The following is a 20,091-nucleotide window of genomic DNA, read 5'->3' as shown; positions in this document are numbered from 1 at the left end:
CGCCCGGCGCGCTGTGACCCCGGTCAGGCGCGCCGGGGCTCCCAGCGGAAGAGGCGCCGGGCGGCCAGCAGCACGCCGGCCGTCCACAGAGCGGTGATCAGCAGGGCGGGGCCGGCGGACTGCCAGGTGTGCAGGAAGGAGAGATCGGCCAACGGGCCGCCGTTCCAGCTCTCCTGGCCGAAGCTCTTGCCGAACCACGCGGTTCGGAGGGCCTGCACGACCGGGGTGAGGGGCAGGGCGTGCGCCGGACCCTGCAGCCAGGAGGGGAGCGACGACAGAGGCGTCGCGACGCCCGCGCCGAACATGCAGAGCATGAGGACCGGAGTGGCGACCAGCGGGGATGTCTCGGCGCTCGGCGTCAGCCCGGACAGCGCCACGGCGAGCAGGGCGAACAGCAGATAGCCCGCGACCAGGGTGAGCAGCAGCAGCGCCGGGTCGGCGGGCAGCGGCGCGTGGAACAGACCCACCGAGAGGGTGCCCAGCACCACGGCCTGCAGCAGGACGACGATGCCGCTCGCGCCGATCTGGCCGGCGAACACGGCGCTGGGGGGCACCTCCGTACCGCGCAGCCGCTTGAGCACCAGATCGTCGCGGCGGGCGACGACCGCGTTGAGGAGATTGACGAAGGACGTGACGAGCGCCAGCCCGATGAAGCCGACGGTGACATAGCCGGCCGCGCTCACCCCGCCGATCTCCTTGTCGCGCAAGGGCGCCGCGACGAACAGATCCAGCAGGACGGGGAGCAGGAACCCGATGAAGGTGGAGCGGCGGTTGCGCCAGAAGACCTTCCAGGACAGCAGGAGTTGGCCGTGGGCGTAGCGGGTCCAGGTCATCGGGCGGCCGCCTTGCTGTGGTGGTCCGGGCGGACGGTGCCGTGGTCGTCGGACGCCGTCCGTTGGTCGCCGGCGAGGGCGAGGAACACGTCCTCCAGCGAGGCGTGCCGTACTTCGATGCCGTCGAGTTCGACACCGCGCGCGCCGGCCCAGTCGTGCAGGACGGCCAGCGCGGGCGCCGTCCGGGCGACGGCGTAGGACACCGCGTCACCCTGTACGGCCAGGTCCGCGCCGGGAAGCCGCGGCAGGTCCGAGGCGGTGGTGGCGAACGGCAGCGGGAAGGTGATCCGGCTGCGCTGCCCGGAGAGGACCTCGGCGACGGTGCCGGTGGCGGTGATGCGGCCGGCGTCCATGATGGCGACCCGGTCCGCGAGTTGCTGGGCCTCTTCCAGGTAGTGCGTGGTCAGCACCACGGTGGTGCCGGCCGCCCGCAGTTCCCTGACGAGCTGCCAGGTGTTGCGGCGGGCCTCGGGGTCCATGCCTGTGGTGGGCTCGTCGAGGAAGAGCAGCTCGGGGTCGTTGAGCACGGCGAGCGCGAGGTCCAGCCGGCGGCGCTCACCCCCGGAGAGCTGGCCGACGCGGGTGCCGGCCTTGGTGTCGAGCCGTACCTGGCCGAGGACGTCGGCGGTGGCGCGGGCCCGCCCGCTGAAACGGCGCCAGGCGTCCACCGTCTCCCGGACGGTCAACTCCTTGAAGAATCCGCCCTCCTGGAGCATCACCCCCGTCCTGCGGCGGAGCGCGGGCCCGTCCGCGTAGGGATCCAGTCCCAGCACCCGCACCGTACCCGCGGTGGGCGGACGGTAGCCCTCGACGACCTCGAGGGTGGTGGTCTTGCCGGCGCCGTTCGTTCCCAGCAGCGCGAACAGCTCTCCGCGCCGGACGGTGAAAGACGCTCCGCGTACTGCTTCGTAGTCCCCGTAGGACTGCCGCAATTCCACTACTTCTATGACTTCGGGAATCTCTTTCATGCGCACATGGTGCGCGGTATCAGAGAGGGTCTGCAAGAGGGAATGAATTCATTTTACCTTCCTGAGCTGCGAGTTCGTCGAACATGTAAAACGTCATAAGAAAGCGGTATGACATTTTGCAGGCGGTGTTTCTGACTTTTCCCACTGATGTGCGGACGGCCCTCGGGTGCATATTTCTCTCATCGCCGGAAGCGGCCGGGAAAACCGGAAGCCGAAGGGGATGAGGGAATCGGCAGACCGGCCCACCAGGGTCCGGCGCCGTGAAACGAGAGGAGTCGGCCATGGCTGACAACAAGGACATCACCGAGACCGCCGCTGTCGCCGAGACCGAGCAGTTCGACATCGAGGTCGAGGAGCTGGACACCGTCTCCGGCGGCATCAGCGTCAGCTCGCTGCTCTCCGCGGCCTGCCCGGTCTCGTCCTTCAGCTCGGTCTCCAACTGACCTCACGGTCCGTGTTGGTAAGGCCTCCGAGTCTGACGCAGTAGCGGCCGACTGAGGCCGGGCCGGCGGGCGTCATCGCTCCGCCGGCCCGCCACGGCCGCGGGAATCCGCGCCTCGGTGGGACCTGAACGGTCCCACCGGGGCGCCCCTCGTCCGGCACCCGGCTCCATCCCTGACGACACAACGACACATCGATACATCGACCAACTCACGGACCGACAAGGAGAACCGGGCATGGAAAGCCTCCGCCACCAGCTCACGCGGTTCATCCAGGACCCGGCCGCGCGACGCGACCCCGCCGGGCTCTACCGGCGGCTGCTGACCGAGGCCCCGGTACTGGACCTGGGACGCGTCCACGTCATCTCCGGCTACGAGGAGATCGTCACCGTCCTGATGCACCCCGGAACCGCGGTGGACCCCGCCGCGATCGGGCTCGACCGCCCCGGTTCCTCCGCACTCGCCCAGGTGCTCGCCCGTACGCTGCCGATGCGGGACGGCGCCGACCACACCCGGCTGAAGCGCCTCGCGACCGCCGCGTTCAGCGCCCGCCGGCTCGCCGAGATTCGCGCCAGGATCGAGAACACCACCGAGGAACTGCTCGCGCCCCTGCTGGCCGGCGGCTCCTTCGACCTGGTGGCCGACCTCGCCGTGCCGCTGCCGGTGGCGGTGTCGTGCGCGATCCTCGACGTGCCGCCCGAAGAGCGCGAGCGGGTCACCGGCTGGGCCGGACTGGTCGCCCGGTCCCTCCTGGACCCGTTCGCCGGCGCCGAACAGACCGCCGCCCTGGACGCCGAGTTCGAGGGGTTCCGCGACTGGGTCGAAGAGCTGTGCGCCGCCCGCGCGGCGCGTCCCGGCGGCGATCTCATCAGCCGCCTCGTCCTGGCCAGGGACGCGGGACAGCTGGACGACGAGGACCTGCTCGCCTTCGTCGTCATGCTGTTCGCCAACGGGCTCGAAACACTCACCTCCGGACTCGCGGTCGCCGCCTGGCAGTTGCTGCGGAACCCCGCGCTGGCCGCCGGAATCCGCGCGGAACCGCACACCGCCGAGGCCGTCTTCGACGAATGCCAGCGGCTGGGCAGCCCGGTACGGGCCAGCGCCCGCGGGCTGGGCGGCGACGTACAGGCCGGGGACACACTGCTGCCCGCCGGACGGGTGGTGCTGCTGCTGTACGCGGCCGCCAACCGCGATCCGCGCCGCTTCCCCGATCCCGACCGATTCGACCCGGCCCGGGCGGAGCGCCGACATCTGGCCTTCGGACACGGGCCGCACCACTGCCTGGGCGCTCCGCTGTCGCTGATGGCCGGCGGAACGGTCCTGGCCCTGCTCGCGGCGGCAGGCGCCGAGCGGGAGTTGAGCACCCCGCTCGACGAGAGCACCGCCCGCTGGAGCGAGCAGTTCGTCTTCGGCGGGCTGCGGGAACTGCCCGTCGAGGTCAGGCAGCTCACCTCCCTCGGCGCGGGGATGTGACGGCGATGACGACAACGATCCCGATGAAGACCGTCCCGGCCGTCCCCGACGGAGAACCGCCCGCGTCAGCGGAGCGAACGGGCCCGTCCGCTCAAGCGGTGACGATCGCCGCCGCGGCGGCTGCCGCACAGCTCGAACCGGGCCTCGACCGCCCGGTCCGTGTCATCGGCAGCCGCCTCGGCTCCGCCCTCGTCGCCCTGGTCCTGGCCCTGGGGGCGGGCGGTGCCTGGGTGGGCTGGGGGTCGCTCCCGAACACCCTGTCCCTGCACGGCGTGCTGGCCCACGGCCCCGCGCCGGTCCTCGCCCGGGCCGACGTCGCCGGTACGGTGCTCGACCTGCGGGTCCGCCCGGGGGACCGGGTCACCCGCGGGCAGCTCCTCGCGCTGCTGCGCACCACGGCCCCCGGCCCGGGCGGCACCGCCGAGCTCCGCTCTCCCGCGGACGGCACGGTCGCCGGTGTGCTGACCGCGCCCGGCGGCACTCTGCCGGCCGGGGCCGCGCTGCTCGCGCTCGACCCGGCCGGCGAACCGGCCACGTTGCGGCTCTACACCGGTTCCGCCCGGGACCTGGCACGCCTGCGACCCGGCCAGTCCGTACTGCTGCCCCTGCCGTCCGGCACGGTGCGCGCCCGCATCACGGCCGTGGACCCGTATCCCGCCCGCGCCGACTCGCTCGACGGCGCACTGCCGCTCGGCGAAAGCGACCTGGGGTCGGGGGCCGACCCGGTCTGGACGATCACCGCCGTGCCGGATGCCGCGTCCGGCGCGCTGCCCCCGACGTACGGCCCGGTGCCCGTGGACGTCTCCGTCGACCTCGGCTCCCGCCGCCCCTACCAGGTCATCCTGGGTACGGGGGCCGGGCGATGAGCCTCGACACCCGGACCGCCGAGGAGCGGAAGAGCCAGGAGCCGGCGGCGGCCGCCCCGGGTCCGCCACCGAAGAGCAGCGCTGTCCGCGCGGGCCGCCGGCGCCGCTATCTGCGGACGCCCGTCGTCCCGCAGATGGAGGAGCAGGACTGCGGCGCCGCCTGTCTCGCGATCGTCCTCGGCGCGTTCGGCCGCCGGACGACCCTGCACGAGGCGTCCCGCTCCTGCGGTGTCTCCCGCGACGGTGTGAGCGCCGCCGCGGTGGCCCGCGCCGCGGGCCGCTACGGCCTGGTGGCGCGGGGCCGCCGGGTGGTGCGCGGCGAGGACCGGCTGCTGGGCCTGGACGCCGTGCCGGTGCCGTCGATGGTGCTCGTCACCGGTCCGCACTTCGCGGTCTTCGAAGGCATCAAGCGCGGCCGCGTACGCGTCAACGATCCCTCGCTGGGCAGCCATTCGGCGACACCGGCCGAGTTCTGGGACTCCTTCGCGGGCATCGCGGTCGGCTTCGAACCGGGGCCGGACTTCGAACGGGGCGGAGCCCGGTTCCCGTTCCTGCGGGGGCTGTTGACGAGGATCCGGCCGTACGGGTTCGCGCTGCTGATCGCCGTGCTGGTCGCGGTGCTGCTCACCGTTCCCGCGATGGCCGCGGCGTTCCTGCTGCGGGCCTACCTCACCTCGGTGACGATCGGCGGAACCGGCGCCTGGGCCCTCCCGCTGGTCCTGGCCACCGGCGGTTCGGCCGCCGCGGTGCTGCTCGGCACCTGGCTGCAACAGAGCGTCGTCAACCGGGTGCTGGCCTCCATGGCGGCCCGCACCTCGACCGGATTCCTGTGGCGCATGCTGCGGCTGCCCGGTTCGTTCTTCCACCGCAGGCAGCTCGGCGGTCTGGTGACCAGGGTCCAGATCAACGACGGGCTCTCGGCGCTGCTCTCGTACCGCGCCGCCGGCGCCGCCGCCTCGGCCGCCACCGCCGCCGCGCATCTCGCGGCTCTGATCTGGCTGCAACCCCGGCTGGCAATCGTGCCGGTGGTGGTGGCGGTCATCGACATCGCGGCCCTGAAACTCGCCGACCGGCGGCGCGGCGGCATGCTGCACCAGCTCCACTCCGAGCAGCACAAGCGCGACGGGGTGGCCTTCGCCGGGATCTCCGCCATCGAGACACTGAAGGCGGAGGGGGCCGAGGACTCGTTCTTCCGCTCCTGGTCGGGCTGGCAGGCGCGGGCCATGGACACCGCGCAGAACGTCGCCACCGCCGTCCTCGTACCGCTCTCACTGCCGACCGCGCTCACTACGGCGGGCACCGCGGCCGTCGTGGTGGCCGGGACCGCGCTGCTGATCGGCGGCAGCGTGACCGTAGGAACGCTGCTCGCCTTCCTGCTGCTGCTCAACGGGTTCCTGCTGCCGGTCACCCAGCTCGTCGGCACGGGATCCGAGCTGACGATGGCGCGAGCCCAGTCCGCGCTCCTCGACGACGTCGAACTCTCCGAGCCCGACCCCTATCTGACGGCCGTCCTGGACCCGGTGGACGGCTCGGCCGGACCCGTCGCGCTCAGCGGCCTGCTGGAGCTGCGGGACGTCTCCTTCGGCTACGACCCCAACCGGCCGGCGACGCTGGAGGGCATCTCGCTGACGGTGCGGCCGGGGGAGTGGGTCGCGGTCGTCGGATCGAGCGGCAGCGGCAAGTCCACGCTGGCCCGGCTCGCCGCCGGAGTGCTCCGGCCCTGGACCGGCGACGTGCTGCTGGACGGAGTGCCGCGCGAATCACTGCCGCGCGCCGTGGTGACCAGCCAGGTCGCTTACGTGGAGCAGCGGTTGCGGCTCTTCGAGGGCACCATGCGCGACAACCTCACGCTGTGGAACCCGGCGGCCGACGAGACCGCCCTGCACCGGGCGCTCGCCGACGCCGAGGCCGCCGACCTGGTCCGTGGCCGTGGTGGCCTGGACGCCGGGCGGATCGAGGAGGACGCACGGAACCTCTCCGGCGGAGAGCGGCAGCGACTGGAGCTGGCCCGTGCGCTGGCCCTCGACCCGCCGCTGCTGGTGCTGGACGAGGCGACCTCCGCGCTGGACGCCCGCACCGAGGCCTTGGTCAACACGCACCTCCGGCGGCGCGGTACCAGCTGCCTGGTGCTCGCCCACCGGTTGAGCACCGTCCGCTCCGCCGACCGGGTGGTCGTCCTGGAGGGCGGCCGCATCGTCCAGCAGGGCACCCCGGCGGAACTGGCCGCGGTGCCGGGCCGCTACCGGACGCTGCTGTCCGAGGCCGGTGGCCAGGACGCCACCGCCGCCGCCCCGGTCGCATCGACCCCGAACCGTCCTGTTCAGGAGCAGTCATGACGCCCACTCAGCAGGCGGAGCGCAGCCGCGCCGCCGACGCGACGGCCGCACTGAACGCGACGGCGGCGGCCAACCGCGCGACCCTCGCGGCCGCGCTCGACGGGCTCGGCCCGGCGGCCCGCCGCCCGAGCGGGGAGGCCCGCGCGGTGGCCGTCCCACCGCCGGACGCCGCCGCCCACGCACTCGCCGTGCTCGCGGCCCTCGGCCCCGCCCTGGGGATCGAGGTGCCGGCCCAACTGCCCGCCTCGGTGCGCACTGCCCGCGACCCGCTGATCGCCCTGCTGCGGCGGCTGGGCGTGCGCTGGCGGCAGGTCACCCTCCCGGCCGCCAAGGCGCCCAAGGGCGCAAAGAGTCCGGACGGCGACGACGTTCACGGTGATCCCGGTGGCACCGCCGGTGCGATGATCGCGTTCGCCTCCGACGACGGCCGCCCGCTCGCCCTCGTGCCGCGCGGCCGGGGCCATCTGGTGCACGATCCGGCGGCCCGGGACACCGGCGGTGCCCGGCGCCGGCCGGCGGGACCCGCCTGCTCACGCCAGGCGCTGCTGCTCTACCGGCCGCTGCCGCCCGGCACCCCGACCCCCGGTTCATTGCTGCGCTTCGCGCTCGGCGCCCCCGGCACCCGGCGCGACCTGGTGGTCCTCGCGGGCGCCGGTCTGCTCACCGCCGTTCTGACGCTGCTCGTGCCACTGAGCGCCGGACTGCTCGTGCCGCGGCTGCTGGCCGCCGACCGCCACCCGCTGCGCTGGCTGGCGCTGCTGCTCGGCGCGGCCTCGGCGGCGGGACTCCTGCTCCTGCTGGTCCGCAACACCGCCGCCGTGCGGCTCACCGGACGCATCCAGGCGGCGCTGGAACCGGCCGTCTGGGACCGGCTGCTCACCCATGACGCCCGGTTCTTCCGGGACTTCTCCACCGGCGACCTCGTGCACCGGGCCAACGCCGTCGCCGAGGCCCGGCAGGCACTGTCGGAAGTGCTGGTCTCCGCGGTACTGGGAGCGTTCTTCTCGCTGTCGGGACTTCTGCTGCTGCTCACCGTGGATCTGCGGCTCGGCGGTGTGCTGCTGGCCGCCGCCGTCGCCGCCGTCACCGTCCTGCTCCTGCTGGGACGGCGCAGGCAACGGTACGAATCCGAGGTGTACGCGCTGCACGGCCGGCTGCACGGAGTGCTGTACGGGCTGCTGCTGGGCATCGACAAGCTCCAGACGGCGGGGCGCGAGATCCAGGCCTTCGCCCGCTGGGCCGGGCCCTTCGCCCGGCAGAAGCGCGCCGACGCCGCCGCGATGCGCACCGACGCCGCATCGGGCGCCGTCACCGCCGCTCTGCAACCGCTGCTGCTCGCCGTGCTGCTGGCGGCGACAGCCGCCGGGGGCGCCGGGGGCGTCTCCGCAGGGCATCTGATGGCAGCCGGTATCGCGGCCGGACAGGTGGCGCTGGCACTCGGCCAGCTCACCCACGCGGCGGCCACCGCGTACGGCATCGCGCCGGTGCTGGACCGGCTGCGGCCGGTGCTCGCGGCGCCCGCCGTCCCCGCCTCGGGACCGCACCGCCGCGACCCCGGGGTGCTGGGCGGCGCGGTCGCCCTCGAAGAGGTGACCTTCCGCTACCCGGGCGCTGCGGTGCCGGCTCTGGACCGTGTCAGCCTGCGGGCCGAGGAGGGCGAGTTCGTCGCCGTCGTCGGAGCGTCCGGCGCCGGCAAGTCCACACTGATCCGGCTGATCCTGGGGTTCGACATCCCCGAGTCCGGAACCGTGCGGCATGACGGACAGGACCTCGCCGCCCTCGATCTGCGCCTGGTGCGCGGACAGTTGGGCACCGTCCTGCAGAACGGGCGGACGCTGCGCGGCAACCTGCTGGAGAACCTGGCGGGCACCGACCCCGACGTCACCGAGGACGACGTCTGGGCCGCCGCGGAACAAGCCGGCATCGCCGCCGAACTCCGGGCCCTGCCGCTCGGCCTGGGCACTCGCATCGGTGAGGACGCGCAGGGTTTCTCGGGTGGTCAGATCCAGCGCATCCTGCTCGCCCGCGCGCTGGTCAGACGCCCCGCCGTGCTGCTGCTCGACGAGGCGACATCCGCCCTCGACAACGCCACCCAGGCCCACGTCGCCGACGCCGTGGCCGCCCTCGACCGCACCCGCATCGTCATCGCCCACCGGCTCAGCACCATCCGCCGGGCCGACCGCATCCACGTCATGGACGCCGGGCGGGTCACCGCCTCGGGGACCTACGACGAACTGCTCGACCACGACCCCCTGTTCACCCGCCTCGTCCGACCCCAGGAGATCTGAGATGACGCTCGACCTGCAGGCCTGGCTCACCACCCCCGCCGTGCCGGGAACGGCCGCCGGGTCCCCGGCGGGCGACGGCACGCTCCTGCCCGGCGTCCCCCGCGGTGACGACCGGCTGCGTGCCGTGATCGCCCTGGCCGCCTCCTTCCCGGAGCGCGCCGCGGCCTCGACCACCGCCGACGGGACACCGGACGGGGCCGGACCACCCGTCTTCGCCGCCGCCGAGGACGAACAGCACAGCCGTTCCACCGCCGTCGCGGGCTGGCTGCGGCGGGCGGCGGGCGACCCGGCGTCGGCCGGGGTGCTGCTCGACCACCTGGCGGCCACCGGCCGTGAACTCGGCGACGGGCTGCGGCCGGTCGCGCTGCGCGACCCGTCCGTCGTCCCGGACTGGGCGCACGCCCTCATCGGCTTCCTGCGCGCCCAGCCCGCCGCCCCCACCGCCGAGACCGTCGCACCGGGTGCGATCACCGCGTCCTTCCGCACCGCCGCCGGAGCCCTGCTGCCCTACGACCTCACGGGAGCCGCGGACACCGCGTCCGTGCTCGGTGTCCAGGTGCTCGACTCCGCGCGGGCCGACCTGGCGGAGACCCTGGTGCGGCGGCTGACCGAGGCGCTGGACCTGCCGATGCGCTACGAGGTCCAGTCGTCGTCCGCGCACCCCGGCGGTGGTGACTGGGACGCGCAGGGCGGCCCCGACGCCTCGCAGGAGGGCTGGCTGGCCCGGCTGGAACGGCTGCCCGCGCTCGCCTTCCTCGTCGGCACCGCCTGCCGCCACTGGCAGCACGTCTACACCGAGATGTTCGCCCGGCTCGCCTCCGACCGGGAACTGCTGCGCACCCGCCTCTGGGACGGCGCCGACCCGGGCGCGCTGGCCGCGGTGCACGGTGACGCGGGCGACCGCCACGCGGGCGGCCGGTCCGTCGCGCTGCTGCACTTCGCGGACGGCCAAGGCGTCGTCTACAAGCCGAAGGACCTGCGGCACGCCACGGCCTACATGGACCTGGTCCGTGACCTCAACGCCGCGGGCCTGTCACCCGAACTCCACGTCCGCACCGTGCTGGTGCGCAGCGACCACAGCGCACCGGACGACGGCGCCGCGACCGGCCCCGCCGCCGATCCGGCGACCGAGCACGAGTCCGACCACGGCGACGCCTACGGCTGGGAGGAGCTCGTTCCCGCGCTGCCCTGCACCGACCGGGAGGGCTTCGCCCGCTTCTACCGCCGGCTCGGGATGACCGTCCGGCTGGTGCAGCTGCTCGAAGGCCGCGACCTGTGGTCCGACAACCTGCTGGCCAGCGGCGAGTATCCGGTCATCACCGATCTGGAGTGCCTGCTCTACCCGCGGGTCCAGACCCCGCCGGCGCTGCCCGCGGGCCAGGGTGGACTGCTGGACGTACTGGAGTCGACCGTCGTGCGCACGGCCATGGCCGTGCAGCCGTGGGTGCCGTCCAAGGACCGCCCGGTGGTGGACATCGGCTGCCTCTCCCGCGCCGATGACCTGGAGATCGAACCCGGCAAGCCCGCCCTGCCACTGCCGCCGTACCGGCCGGTGCACGGCGGCGAGAAGGCCGACCCGTGGGAGTACGCGGACGAGGTCGTCGCGGGCTACCGCGACATGCACCGCACACTCGCCGGGATGCGGGACCGGCTGGCGTCCCCCGACGGCCCGCTGGCCGGCTTCAAGGGCGTCTGGGTGCGCTACATCTGGCGGCACACCTGGGACGGCTACAAGATCCTGCGCACCTCGACCAGCCCGCTCGCGCTCTCCGACGGCGCCACCCGCGAGACCGTGATCGCCGGCGCCCTGCGCGGCGCCGTGGCCGCCCGCGCCGGCGACAGCGCACGCGGCGACCTGCTGGAGGTGGTGCTCAGCGAACTCGACTCCTACCGCGTCCTGGACATCCCGTTCTTCCGCTCGCTGACCACGTCGTCCTCGGTGTTCACCGCCCAGGGCCACGAGATCCCCGGTCACTTCCAGAGCACCGCCTGGGACCGGCTGCACGCCCGCATCACCGAACTCGACCGCTTCGACCTGGATCTGCACACCGCGGTCCTCTCCGGCTGCATCGACGCGGCACGGTCCGGGACGCAGCTCCCGCCGGCCACCACCGCCTCCCGGGGACCGGCCTCGCTCTCCGTACCGACGTCCGGTGAACTCCTCGACCACGCCGTGCGGCTGGGCGACCGGATGCTCGCCGACCGGCAGCGCACCGCCGCGGGCGGCGGCTGGATCGGGCTGAGCTGGTACCCGGCCACCGGGCTGCGCCAGGTCGAGGTGCTCAGCGGCGTCGACCTCGTCACCAGCGGTGTCGGCGTGGCGCTGTTCCTTGCCGAACTGTGGTCGGCGACCGGGTCGCCGCGCTTCCGGCAGGCGGCGCACGAGACGCTGTGGGCCGCGGCTTCCCTCATCGACCCGCGCCACCCGGCCTCCTTCGGCTTCGCCCGCGACACCCGGCTGGCCTCGGGGGTCCCGGTGCCCGGCGGTCTCGCCGGACCCGGCTCCCTCATCCACGCCCTGGCCCGCGGCGCCGAAACCCTCGCCGAGCCCGCCTTCCTCGACGTGGCGCGGGCACTGGTCCCCGGAGCGGCGGCCCTCGCGGCGGCGCCCGCCGGCCGGTCCTCGGCCCGCGACGCCGACCGGCTCCCGTACCAGGACAGCCCGTTGGGCGCGGCCGGGCTGCTGCTGAACCTGCTGCGGCTGCGCCGCGCCACAGGCGCCGGAACGACGGGCGTCGCCACCGACGCCGACGCGGCGATCCGCGACCTCGCCGAGGCCGCTCGCCGGGAACTGGCGGGCGACGCCCCGGCCGGCCGCTTCACCACCCCGGCGACCTTCCTCGACCTGGTGCCGACCGGCGCCGACAGCATTGCCGCGGCCCTCGCCCGTACCGTCGCGGAGGCGCCCGGCCTGCTGGCCGATCCCGACGCCGCCCGCGCGCTGCTGCGCGCGCACCGGTTCACGACGACCGCCCGCGGCGGACGGCTGGCCTGCCTGGACACCGCCGTCTCGCTGGGCACCGGCGCCGTCCACCCCGGCGACCTCGCCTGGCTCACCCCGCCCGTCACCGCCGCCGAGATCGCGGCGCTCGGCACCCGCGAACTGGTCGCCGCAGCGGGCGAGGCACTGACCTCGGCCGAGGCCGGCCTGCTGCACACCCTGGACGACGACCTCGCCGGCAGCACCGCCGAGACCCTGGTGCCGGGACCGTTCTTCGACGGCCGGGAAGCGGCCGGCGTCCTCGTCGCCGAACTGCTGCGCCGGCACCACGCCACCGGCAGCTGGTTCGGGGACCGCGCCGCCGACGACCGCGTCAACCTCGGCGCGCTGGACGGCGGCGCCGCCGTCGGCCTCCTCCTGCTGCGGCTGATCGACCCGGCCACCGCCCCGCTCGCCACCCTGCGCTGAGCCCGGCACCAACGCCCTGGGTCGCAGCCCGGCCCGCCCCGCCCCAATTCGGACTACGGAGTCACCATGACCAGTACCCGGCCGACGCCCGGCATCGGCTTCAAGCGGCACTACACCCCCTACGTCGTCGACGGCGAGGCCGTCTACCTGGTGTCCGAACGCGGCGTCTGCGTCGTCAACGGCTCACTGGCCGAACGGCTGGCGCCGCTCCTGGACGGCACCAGGAGCGCCCACGAGATCGGTGCTGAGCTGGCGCCCGCGGTGCCCGCCGACCGGGTAGCGGTGGCCCTGGACCAACTCGTGGCCGGTGGCTGGGCCGCCGCCTCCGACCCGGGGACCGACCCGGCCGCCGCCGGATTCTTCGAGATGGCGGGCCGCGACGGCGACACGGCCGTCGCCGCGCTGCGGGACGCCCGGGTGCGGGTGGAGGTCTACGGGAAGGTGACACCGGAGCCGTTCGTCGCGGCGCTGCTCGCGGCCGGCGCCGCGCACGTGGCGCTCGCACCGGCGGACGCGCCGCCCGCCGACACCGAGGGTGCCGACCTCGTCGTCGCGCTGACCGACGACTACCTCAACCCCGGCCTTGCGGGCCGGAACGCGGCCGCCCTCGCCTCCGGCACCCCGTGGATGCTCGCCCGTCCGGTCGGTTCGATCGTCTGGGCGGGACCGGTCTTCGTCCCGGACGCACCGGCGTCCGCGGACACCCCGGCCGGAGCGCCCGGCACCGGAACCGGCTGCTGGGAGTGCCTCGCGCACCGGCTCTCCGCCAACCGGCAGTCGCTCAGCTACCTCCAGCACCGGCTGGGCAGGGACCAGCCGGTACCGACCGTCGGGGCGCACCTGGCGCCCACGGCCGCCCTCGGGGTGCAGCTCGCCGCGCTGGAGGCGGCGAAGTGGGCCGCGGGCGTCCGCCCGGAGAAGGCCCAGGTGCTGACGTTCGACACCGTGCTTGCCGAGGCGGAACGCCATGAGCTGGTCCGCCGGCCGCAGTGCCCGTCCTGCGGCGACGCCGCGACCATGGAGCGCCGCCAGCTGGCACCGGTGCGCTTCGAGAGCCGGGCCAAGGCGTTCACCGCGGACGGCGGCCACCGGTCCGCCTCGCCCGAGGACATGCTGCTGAAGTACCGGCCCCAGCTCAGCCCGGTCACCGGTGTGGTGACCACCCTGGTGCCCGCCGAACGGACGCCCGGCGGCCTGCGGGTCTACGTCGCGGGCCAGAACCTCGCCCGCCAGGTCGGCGACCTGCGCCAGCTCCGTACCGGTCTGCGCAGCATCAGCTGCGGCAAGGGGCGGACGGACTCGCAGGCGCGGGCGAGCGCGATGGGCGAGGCGATGGAGCGCTACTCCGGGGTGTTCCAGGGCGACGAGGCGCGCCGCACCGCCCGTTACGAGGAGCTCGGCGAGCAGGCGGTGCACCCGTCCACCAGCCTGCTCTTCAGCGACCGGCAGTTCCGCGAGCGGGAGCTGTGGAACGCCAAGAAGTCGATGTTCAACACCGTGCCCGAGCGGTTCCGCGAGGACGCGGTCATCGAGTGGTCGCCCGCCTGGTCGCTGACGTCGGAGCGCACCCGCTGGCTGCCGACGATGTCGCTGTACTACGGCTACCGGCACAACGGCCCGTTCTTCGCCATGGGCGACTCCAACGGGGCCGCCGCGGGCACCTCGTTCGAGGACGCGACGCTGCAGGGCTTCCTGGAGCTCGTGGAACGTGACGCGGTCGCCCTGTGGTGGTACAACCGCGTCCAGCGACCGGCCGTCGACCTGGACTCCTTCGGCGACCCGTACATCGACCGGATGCGCGAGGTCTACGCGGGCCTGAACCGTGAGATGTGGGCCCTGGACCTGACGGCCGACTTCGGGATCCCGGTGGTGGGCGCGTTCTCCCGGCGGACCGACAAGCCGGCCGAGGACATCCTGATCGCGTTCGGCGCCCACCTCGATCCGCACATCGCGCTGACCCGGGCCCTCACCGAGATGAACCAGTTCCTGTCACCGGTGGCCGACGCCGGTCCCGGCGAGACGACGTACTCGGGCGCCGACCACGAGCAGAAGGCCTGGTGGAAGAGCGCGACGCTGGCCAACCAGCCGTACCTCAGGCCCCTCGACGGCCACGCCCCCGCCGCGGCCGGCCGCTGGGACCCGCTGGCCGCCGACGATCTGCGCACGGACCTCGAGACGGTGCAGCGCCTGGTGGCGGACCACGGCATGGAGATGCTCGTCCTGGACCAGACCCGCCCCGATGTGGGCCTGCCCGTCGCCAAGGTGATCGTCCCCGGGATGCGGCACTTCTGGGCCCGGTTCGCGCCCGGCCGGCTCTACGACGTTCCCGTGCGGCTGGGCTGGAAGGCCGCGCCCACCGCGGAGGCCGACCTCAACCCGACCGCCATCTTCATCTGACCGCAGGACGGAAGGCGCGCCATGACCATCACAGAACAGCCGCTGACCACCGCTGACGCCGAACTGTCCCGGGTACGACGGATGCTGACGCTCCGCCAGGACGTAAAAGTGGCGGCGGAGGGCGACGACGTCGAACTCACCCACCCCTGGGGCCGCCAGCGCGTCCACGCGCTCGGCGCGCCGACCGTGCGCCGGCTGCTGGCGCTGGGCGCCGGACCGGTCGACGCCGACGCGCTGGCCGGGGACCGCGAGGCCGGCCGGCTGCTGAGCCTGCTGGGCCGGTTCCCCTATCTGGTGACCAGCATCCTCGACGACCCGCTGACCGGACCGCTGGCCACCGCCGTGCCGATCGCCCGCTCGGCGGCCACACCCGGCGCGCCGGACCTCGGCACCACGGCCGTGGTGCTGTCCCGGTTCGCCTATCTGCGCAGACTGCCCGACGGACCCGCCGACGGCGGCGGGGGAACGATCGGCCAGGGCTGCGTCATGGAATCCCCGCTGGCGCCCTACCGGGTGACACTGCACCAGTCGGCCGCGGCGGCGTTCGTCGCGGCGCTGACCACGCCGCGCACCGTGGCGGAGGCGGCCGCGCTGGCCGGGCTGCCGGAGCAGTCGGGCGCCGCGCTGGCCGCCCTGCTGGCGGGGACCGGCTTCATGGAGCCCGCCGCGGGTGCCGCGGTGGGCGCCGCCCCCGCGCTCCCGGCGGCGGACCCGCCGCTGTGGGACTTCCACGACCTGCTCTTCCACTCCCGCAGCAGGGCCGGCCGGCACGACTACACCAGCGGCGGCGTCTTCGCCCACCAGGACGTACCGCACCCGCCGGCCCTGCCGGGCGCCGGGAGCAACGAGGACGAGCCGGGTATCGACCTGCCGGTGCCGGACTGGGACGAGGTGACGGCCCGGGACCCGCGGCTGACCGAGGTGCTGGAGGGGCGCCGGTCCATCCGCACCTACGCGGAGACCCCGGTGACGCTGGAGCAGATCGCCGAACTGCTCTACCGGGCGGCCCGGGTCCGTCAGGTGATCCCGCGCGACCCGTCCTCCCCGAACTCGTACGACGCGATCGACCGCCCCTACCCGGCCGGCGGCGCCACGGGCGAGCTGGAGATCTATCTGTCGGTCGCCGCCTGCGAGGGGCTGCCCACCGGGGTCTACCGCTACGACGCCGCCGCACACCGACTGCAGCCGCGCCGTTGGCACGGCGCGGCTGACGAAGCGGCGTTCAGGGAACTGCTGACGGCGGCATGGCGGGCCACCAACTGCACGGTGGATCCGCAGGTGCTGCTGACGGTGACCTCGCGGTTCGGCCGGCTGTCGTGGAAGTACAGCCAGATCGCGTACGCGCTGACGCTCAAGCACGTGGGAGTGCTCTACCAGACCCTCTACCTGGTGGCGACGGCGATGGGTCTGGCACCGTGCGGGCTCGGTTCGGGTGACACCGACGCGGCGGCGCGCGCCCTGGGTCTGGACTGGACGTCGGAGTCCTCGGTGGGGGAGTTCCTGATCGGCAGCCGCCCGGCATCGGGTTCCGGCAGCCTGCCCCAGGGCTTCTGCGACATCGTCGACACGATGCGGGAGCAAGGCTGAGGACGGGGGTCCGTCGTTCCGCCGGCCGCTACAGCCAGTCGTTCTCGCGGGCGATCCTTATGGCGTCGCAGCGGTTCCTGGCGCCGGTCCTGGCGATGGCCGACGAGACGTAGTTGCGCACCGTCCCCGGGGACAGCGACAGCTGGTTCGCGACCTCGCCGATGGTGCTGCCGGCGGCGACCAGCCGCAGGACCGCGAGTTCCCGGCGGGTCGGCGTGTCCGGCCCCGGCCGGATCGCCACCAGCACCAGCTCGGGGTCGAAGACCCGTCGTCCCGCCGCGAGTTCACGGACGGTGCTGATGAGCCGCTCGGGCCGTACGTCCTTGCGGAGCATGCCGTGCACACCGTCGGCGTAGGCGCGCTGCACCTCGTCGGCGCGGGGTGCGGCACCGAGCAGCAGAACGGCCGTCCGCGGGGAGAGCGACCGGATCAGCTCGGCGGTCCGCAGTCCGCCGGCTCCCGGCACGTCGAGATCGACGACCGCGATGTCGGGCCGGTCCCCGGTGGCCTGGGCCACGGCGCTCTCCGCGTCGCACGCCTCGGAGCAGACGGTGAGGTCCGGTTCGCGGTCGAGCAGGGCGCTCAGACCGGAACGGAACAGGTGGTGTCCGTCGGCGAGCAGGACGCTGGTGGTCGTGGTCACGGTGGTCGTCGCGGCCGCCATGGTCAGGGTGGGCGGGAGGTCCTGCGGTCGGTCCAGTGCCGTGGTCATGTTCCCCGTACTCCCTTCGTCCCCGGATACGAACCGCTGCTCAGCCCCAGCCCCAGGTGTCCGGGTGCGTCGGGTCGGGCTCGACCGGCGGGTGGGTGGGCGCCGGGGTGGGCGTCGGAGCCGGCGTGGGGCCGTCGGCCACGACGCTGACGGAGTGGGCGGGAGCGGTGGCGGGGGACGCGGCGCCCAGTGAGCTCCCCACGGAGACGGAGGCACCGAGGATGACAGCGACAGAGGCGATGGATACCGCGAGCTTGCGCATAGGAATGCCCGAGCCTTCCGTTCGTGGGGATCCCGGACTCCCGCCGGGGTCATGGCCGAACCGGTGTGAAACCGGTGGGTGGTGCTGGTGTTGCGCTTCGGATGGTCCGGCTGCCGTGCCGTTCTTCCGACACCATGAGAGTGGCCCGCGGTGGCCCCGGCTGTCAGTAGCCGGAGCTGTCACCAAGCTGCACTGGCACCCTCGGGCCAGCTCCGGCCACCGGTCGGCCCACTCGAACAGCGTCGACGCCCCAACCATCCCTGGCATCACTGGCACCCCTTGAACACCAGCTGTCACAGAGGCCTGCGGCGACTTCCTTACAGCAAGGCGTCAATGGCGCATGGCAGGAAGGTGACACCGACGGTGGACAGGGGTTGCGGGACCGGTAGAAAGGGTTCCCATTGCAACGTTCTGAACTGCGTCTTTACCGCGCGCCCGCGGGCGGTTCGCGATCGATATGTCCGCGCACCCCGCCCGGCCACGCGTTTTCCGCAGAATCGGAGCTTCCGAAGCCCTCACCTAAGGTTGCTGCACCGCTACGCTGACGCCCTGAGTCGGTCGTCGAACACCTTCAGCGGGGTGTTCCTCGACGGCGTTTTTGTCACGGGCGGGTGCGTCGCAGTCTGACCACCCAGGGGAGCTCGGGGGGTACCAGGTGGGAGAACGGCTAGTTCTTGACGCGGTGGCCGAGGGGGTCTATCGGACGATGCTCATGCATCCCGAGTTAGACATCCCCGACGTGGCCGATCTGTTGGAGCAGTCGGTGGAAGCCATACGCGGTTCGCTGGACCAGCTCGCTGACCTCGCGCTGGTCCGCCCGGCAGGACCGACCGGGCGCTGGCGTGCCGTCAATCCGGAGCTGGGGCTCGCCGCCATGCTCGCCCGTCAGGAAGCGGAGGCACAGCGCCGGCAGAACGAGATGGACCGCAGTCGCAACGCGATGGCCAGTCTGATCACCGAGTTCGCGACCACGCGGCCGGCCAGCAGCTCCTCCGGCGTCGAGATCCTCTGCGACCTGAGTGAAGTGCGGCTCCGGCTGGAGGAGTTGGCGGCGGACGCGGCGGGGGAGGTGCTCTCCTTCGCCCCCGGCGGACCGCAGCCGGCCCATGTCATGGAGGCCAGCCGCGACCTGGACCAGGAGACGCTGGACCGCGGGGTACGGATGCGGACCGTCTACCTCGACAGTGTCCGCAACGACCCGGCCACCGTGCAGTACGCGCGCTGGCTCAGCGAGCTGGGCGGCAGTGTGCGCACCACGCCCACCCTGCCGCTGCGCATGATCATCGTCGACGGCAGGACCGCCGTCGTCCCCGTCGATCCCGAAGACCCGCGCAAGGGCGCGGTGCTGCTGCACAGCCCCGGGGTCATCGCGGCACTGCGGGCCCTGTTCGAGCAGGTGTGGGACCAGGCGCGGGCGCTCGGTGAGACGCCGACCCGTGATCCCGCCGGACTCACCGTCCAGGAGCGGCAGTTGCTGCGGCTGCTCGCGTGCGGTCTCACCGACGAACGTGCCGCGCAGCGGCTGGGCGTCTCGCTGCGCACGATCCGTCGCATGATGGCCGACCTCATGACCCGGGTGGACGCGCGCAGCCGCTTCCAGGCCGGTGTGCAGATCGCCGCGATGGGCTGGCTCGGCGCCCGCACACCGGCCCCGCTCGGGGTCGACATCAACGCGGTGCCCGTCGAGTGACCGCGGCGGGGTGAGCGCGTGCGGCCCGGTCGTCGCGTGCTCCGGTCGAGGGTTCGCGGCCGGCGTCGCTCACTGTCGGGTGTCCGGCCCCGCCGGTTCGTCGATGATCCGTTCGGCGAGTTCGGCGAGCCGCAGCTGATGGCTGCGGGCGTGCCGGCGCAGGAGGGCGAAGGCGTCGTCGGGGCTGCAGTGGTGGCGTTCGGCGAGGATGCCCTTCGCCTGCTCGATCACGATGCGGCTGTCGAGCGCGTTGTGCAACTGGCCGATCCGCGCCTGCTGTTCGGCCAGGGCTCTGCCGTGCCGGAGGGTGATGGCGGCCGCTTCGGCGAGCGACTGGCCGAGATCCAGGACGGACGGCGTCAGCGTCCCGGCGCGCCGGTGGAACAGCGCCACGGCGCCCTGGGTGCGGTCCGCGCGGCGCAGCGGGATCACTGCCACCGTGGTGAACCCGCAGGCCAGCGCCTGCCCGGTGAAGTGCGGCCAGCGGATGCGGTGCACGGGCCGGCTCAGCGGTGTCTCGGCCAGCCGTGTCCCGGACCGCAGGACGTCGTGGCCGGGCCCCTGGCCCTTGTCGAGCTGGATCCGGGCCAGCCGGCCCACCGCCTCGGCGCCGGCCGGGTCGGCGGCGGACGCCGCGGTGTGCAGGGAGTGGTCACCGGCCGGGCCCTGGCCCTGCGCGAGGACGGTGGCGGCGTCGAGGTCCAACAGGTCCACGGTGTGGTCGGCCAGCCGCTGCAGGAGCCCGACGCAGTCCTGGCTGTCGTCGAGGGCCTGGGAGAGAGCGAGGAAGGCATCGGCCAGCCGGACCTCCCGCAGCGTGGAGGACATGA

The 20,091-nt window shown here is 73.7% G+C and carries 14 protein-coding genes; 9 read left to right on the top strand and 5 right to left on the bottom strand.

Translation table 11 applies throughout. The annotated features are described in order from the left end of the window. Positions 1–23 precede the first annotated feature (23 nt). On the bottom strand, positions 24–833 hold the full coding sequence (locus C6N31_RS13915) for an ABC transporter permease (protein ID WP_138352526.1): 810 nt from the start codon (positions 831–833) through the stop codon (positions 24–26). Next, complete coding sequence (locus C6N31_RS13910) at positions 830–1,801, bottom strand: ABC transporter ATP-binding protein (protein WP_138352527.1); 972 nt, start codon at positions 1,799–1,801, stop codon at positions 830–832. The genes C6N31_RS13915 and C6N31_RS13910 overlap by 4 nt, the downstream gene beginning before the upstream one ends. Before the next feature lie 281 nt (positions 1,802–2,082). On the opposite strand from C6N31_RS13910, the gene C6N31_RS13905 reads away from it, so the two are divergent. The 8 genes from C6N31_RS13905 to C6N31_RS13870 all read left to right on the top strand — a co-directional run bounded on the left by C6N31_RS13905 (position 2,083) and on the right by C6N31_RS13870 (position 16,597). Beyond that, positions 2,083–2,244, top strand: a complete 162-nt coding sequence (locus tag C6N31_RS13905) for a hypothetical protein (protein ID WP_164292920.1) — start codon at positions 2,083–2,085, stop codon at positions 2,242–2,244. Between the two features lie 234 nt (positions 2,245–2,478). Beyond that, positions 2,479–3,714, top strand: coding sequence for a cytochrome P450 (locus C6N31_RS13900; RefSeq protein WP_138352528.1), 1,236 nt, complete (start codon positions 2,479–2,481; stop codon positions 3,712–3,714). 5 nt (positions 3,715–3,719) lie between these two features. Then, positions 3,720–4,580: a biotin/lipoyl attachment domain-containing protein gene (locus C6N31_RS13895; RefSeq protein ID WP_138352529.1), complete on the top strand. Its 861-nt coding sequence runs from the start codon at positions 3,720–3,722 to the stop codon at positions 4,578–4,580. Continuing rightward, on the top strand, positions 4,577–6,916 hold the full coding sequence (locus tag C6N31_RS13890) for an ATP-binding cassette domain-containing protein (RefSeq protein WP_138352530.1): 2,340 nt from the start codon (positions 4,577–4,579) through the stop codon (positions 6,914–6,916). Before C6N31_RS13895 ends, C6N31_RS13890 begins: the two co-directional genes overlap by 4 nt. After that, the gene (locus tag C6N31_RS13885) at positions 6,913–9,204 is read left to right on the top strand and encodes an ATP-binding cassette domain-containing protein (protein WP_138352531.1); all 2,292 of its coding nucleotides are present in this window, start codon (positions 6,913–6,915) and stop codon (positions 9,202–9,204) included. Before C6N31_RS13890 ends, C6N31_RS13885 begins: the two co-directional genes overlap by 4 nt. 1 nt (position 9,205) lies before the next feature. Next, positions 9,206–12,613 carry a type 2 lanthipeptide synthetase LanM gene (locus tag C6N31_RS13880; protein ID WP_198357620.1) on the top strand — a complete coding sequence of 1,136 codons (3,408 nt, stop codon included), beginning with the start codon at positions 9,206–9,208 and terminating at the stop codon, positions 12,611–12,613. Positions 12,614–12,679: 66 nt separating this feature from the next. Further along, the gene (locus C6N31_RS13875) at positions 12,680–15,010 is read left to right on the top strand and encodes a TOMM precursor leader peptide-binding protein (RefSeq protein WP_138352533.1); all 2,331 of its coding nucleotides are present in this window, start codon (positions 12,680–12,682) and stop codon (positions 15,008–15,010) included. A gap of 21 nt (positions 15,011–15,031) precedes the next feature. Next, positions 15,032–16,597 (top strand): SagB/ThcOx family dehydrogenase, encoded by a 1,566-nt coding sequence (locus C6N31_RS13870; protein WP_138352534.1) that lies wholly within the window; start codon positions 15,032–15,034, stop codon positions 16,595–16,597. Positions 16,598–16,625: 28 nt separating this feature from the next. Here C6N31_RS13870 and C6N31_RS13865 read toward each other — a convergent pair whose 3' ends face one another. Together C6N31_RS13865 and C6N31_RS13860 are read right to left on the bottom strand one after the other, a co-directional pair. Then, on the bottom strand, positions 16,626–17,309 hold the full coding sequence (locus C6N31_RS13865) for a response regulator transcription factor (protein ID WP_138352536.1): 684 nt from the start codon (positions 17,307–17,309) through the stop codon (positions 16,626–16,628). Between the two features lie 40 nt (positions 17,310–17,349). Further along, a complete protein-coding gene (locus C6N31_RS13860) occupies positions 17,350–17,571 on the bottom strand; it encodes a hypothetical protein (RefSeq protein WP_138352537.1) in 222 nt (73 codons plus the stop codon). A gap of 712 nt (positions 17,572–18,283) precedes the next feature. On the opposite strand from C6N31_RS13860, the gene C6N31_RS13855 reads away from it, so the two are divergent. Continuing rightward, positions 18,284–19,261, top strand: a complete 978-nt coding sequence (locus tag C6N31_RS13855) for a LuxR C-terminal-related transcriptional regulator (RefSeq protein WP_232485165.1) — start codon at positions 18,284–18,286, stop codon at positions 19,259–19,261. Positions 19,262–19,330: 69 nt separating this feature from the next. Here C6N31_RS13855 and C6N31_RS13850 read toward each other — a convergent pair whose 3' ends face one another. Continuing rightward, the gene (locus tag C6N31_RS13850; protein ID WP_164293425.1) at positions 19,331–20,089 is read right to left on the bottom strand and encodes a GAF and ANTAR domain-containing protein; all 759 of its coding nucleotides are present in this window, start codon (positions 20,087–20,089) and stop codon (positions 19,331–19,333) included. Between the last annotated feature and the right edge of the window lie 2 nt (positions 20,090–20,091).

Source organism: Streptomyces fildesensis, from assembly GCF_016107395.1.
GTDB classification, from domain to species: Bacteria; Actinomycetota; Actinomycetes; order Streptomycetales; family Streptomycetaceae; genus Actinacidiphila; species Actinacidiphila fildesensis.
This window is presented reverse-complemented; position numbering and strand designations above follow the sequence as displayed.

Excerpts from the sequence above, each read along its gene's own strand:
- C6N31_RS13910 (WP_138352527.1), bottom strand. The coding sequence starts at position 1,801 with ATGAAAGAGATTCCCGAAGTCATAGAAGTAGTGGAATTGCGGCAGTCC.
- C6N31_RS13870 (WP_138352534.1), top strand. The coding sequence starts at position 15,032 with ATGACCATCACAGAACAGCCGCTGACCACCGCTGACGCCGAACTGTCC.
- C6N31_RS13865 (WP_138352536.1), bottom strand. The coding sequence starts at position 17,309 with ATGACCACGGCACTGGACCGACCGCAGGACCTCCCGCCCACCCTGACC.
- C6N31_RS13915 (WP_138352526.1), bottom strand. The coding sequence starts at position 833 with ATGACCTGGACCCGCTACGCCCACGGCCAACTCCTGCTGTCCTGGAAG.
- C6N31_RS13895 (WP_138352529.1), top strand. The coding sequence starts at position 3,720 with ATGACGACAACGATCCCGATGAAGACCGTCCCGGCCGTCCCCGACGGA.
- C6N31_RS13860 (WP_138352537.1), bottom strand. The coding sequence starts at position 17,571 with ATGCGCAAGCTCGCGGTATCCATCGCCTCTGTCGCTGTCATCCTCGGT.
- C6N31_RS13890 (WP_138352530.1), top strand. The coding sequence starts at position 4,577 with ATGAGCCTCGACACCCGGACCGCCGAGGAGCGGAAGAGCCAGGAGCCG.
- C6N31_RS13875 (WP_138352533.1), top strand. The coding sequence starts at position 12,680 with ATGACCAGTACCCGGCCGACGCCCGGCATCGGCTTCAAGCGGCACTAC.
- C6N31_RS13880 (WP_198357620.1), top strand. The coding sequence starts at position 9,206 with ATGACGCTCGACCTGCAGGCCTGGCTCACCACCCCCGCCGTGCCGGGA.
- C6N31_RS13885 (WP_138352531.1), top strand. The coding sequence starts at position 6,913 with ATGACGCCCACTCAGCAGGCGGAGCGCAGCCGCGCCGCCGACGCGACG.
- C6N31_RS13855 (WP_232485165.1), top strand. The coding sequence starts at position 18,284 with ATGCATCCCGAGTTAGACATCCCCGACGTGGCCGATCTGTTGGAGCAG.
- C6N31_RS13850 (WP_164293425.1), bottom strand. The coding sequence starts at position 20,089 with ATGTCCTCCACGCTGCGGGAGGTCCGGCTGGCCGATGCCTTCCTCGCT.
- C6N31_RS13905 (WP_164292920.1), top strand. The coding sequence starts at position 2,083 with ATGGCTGACAACAAGGACATCACCGAGACCGCCGCTGTCGCCGAGACC.
- C6N31_RS13900 (WP_138352528.1), top strand. The coding sequence starts at position 2,479 with ATGGAAAGCCTCCGCCACCAGCTCACGCGGTTCATCCAGGACCCGGCC.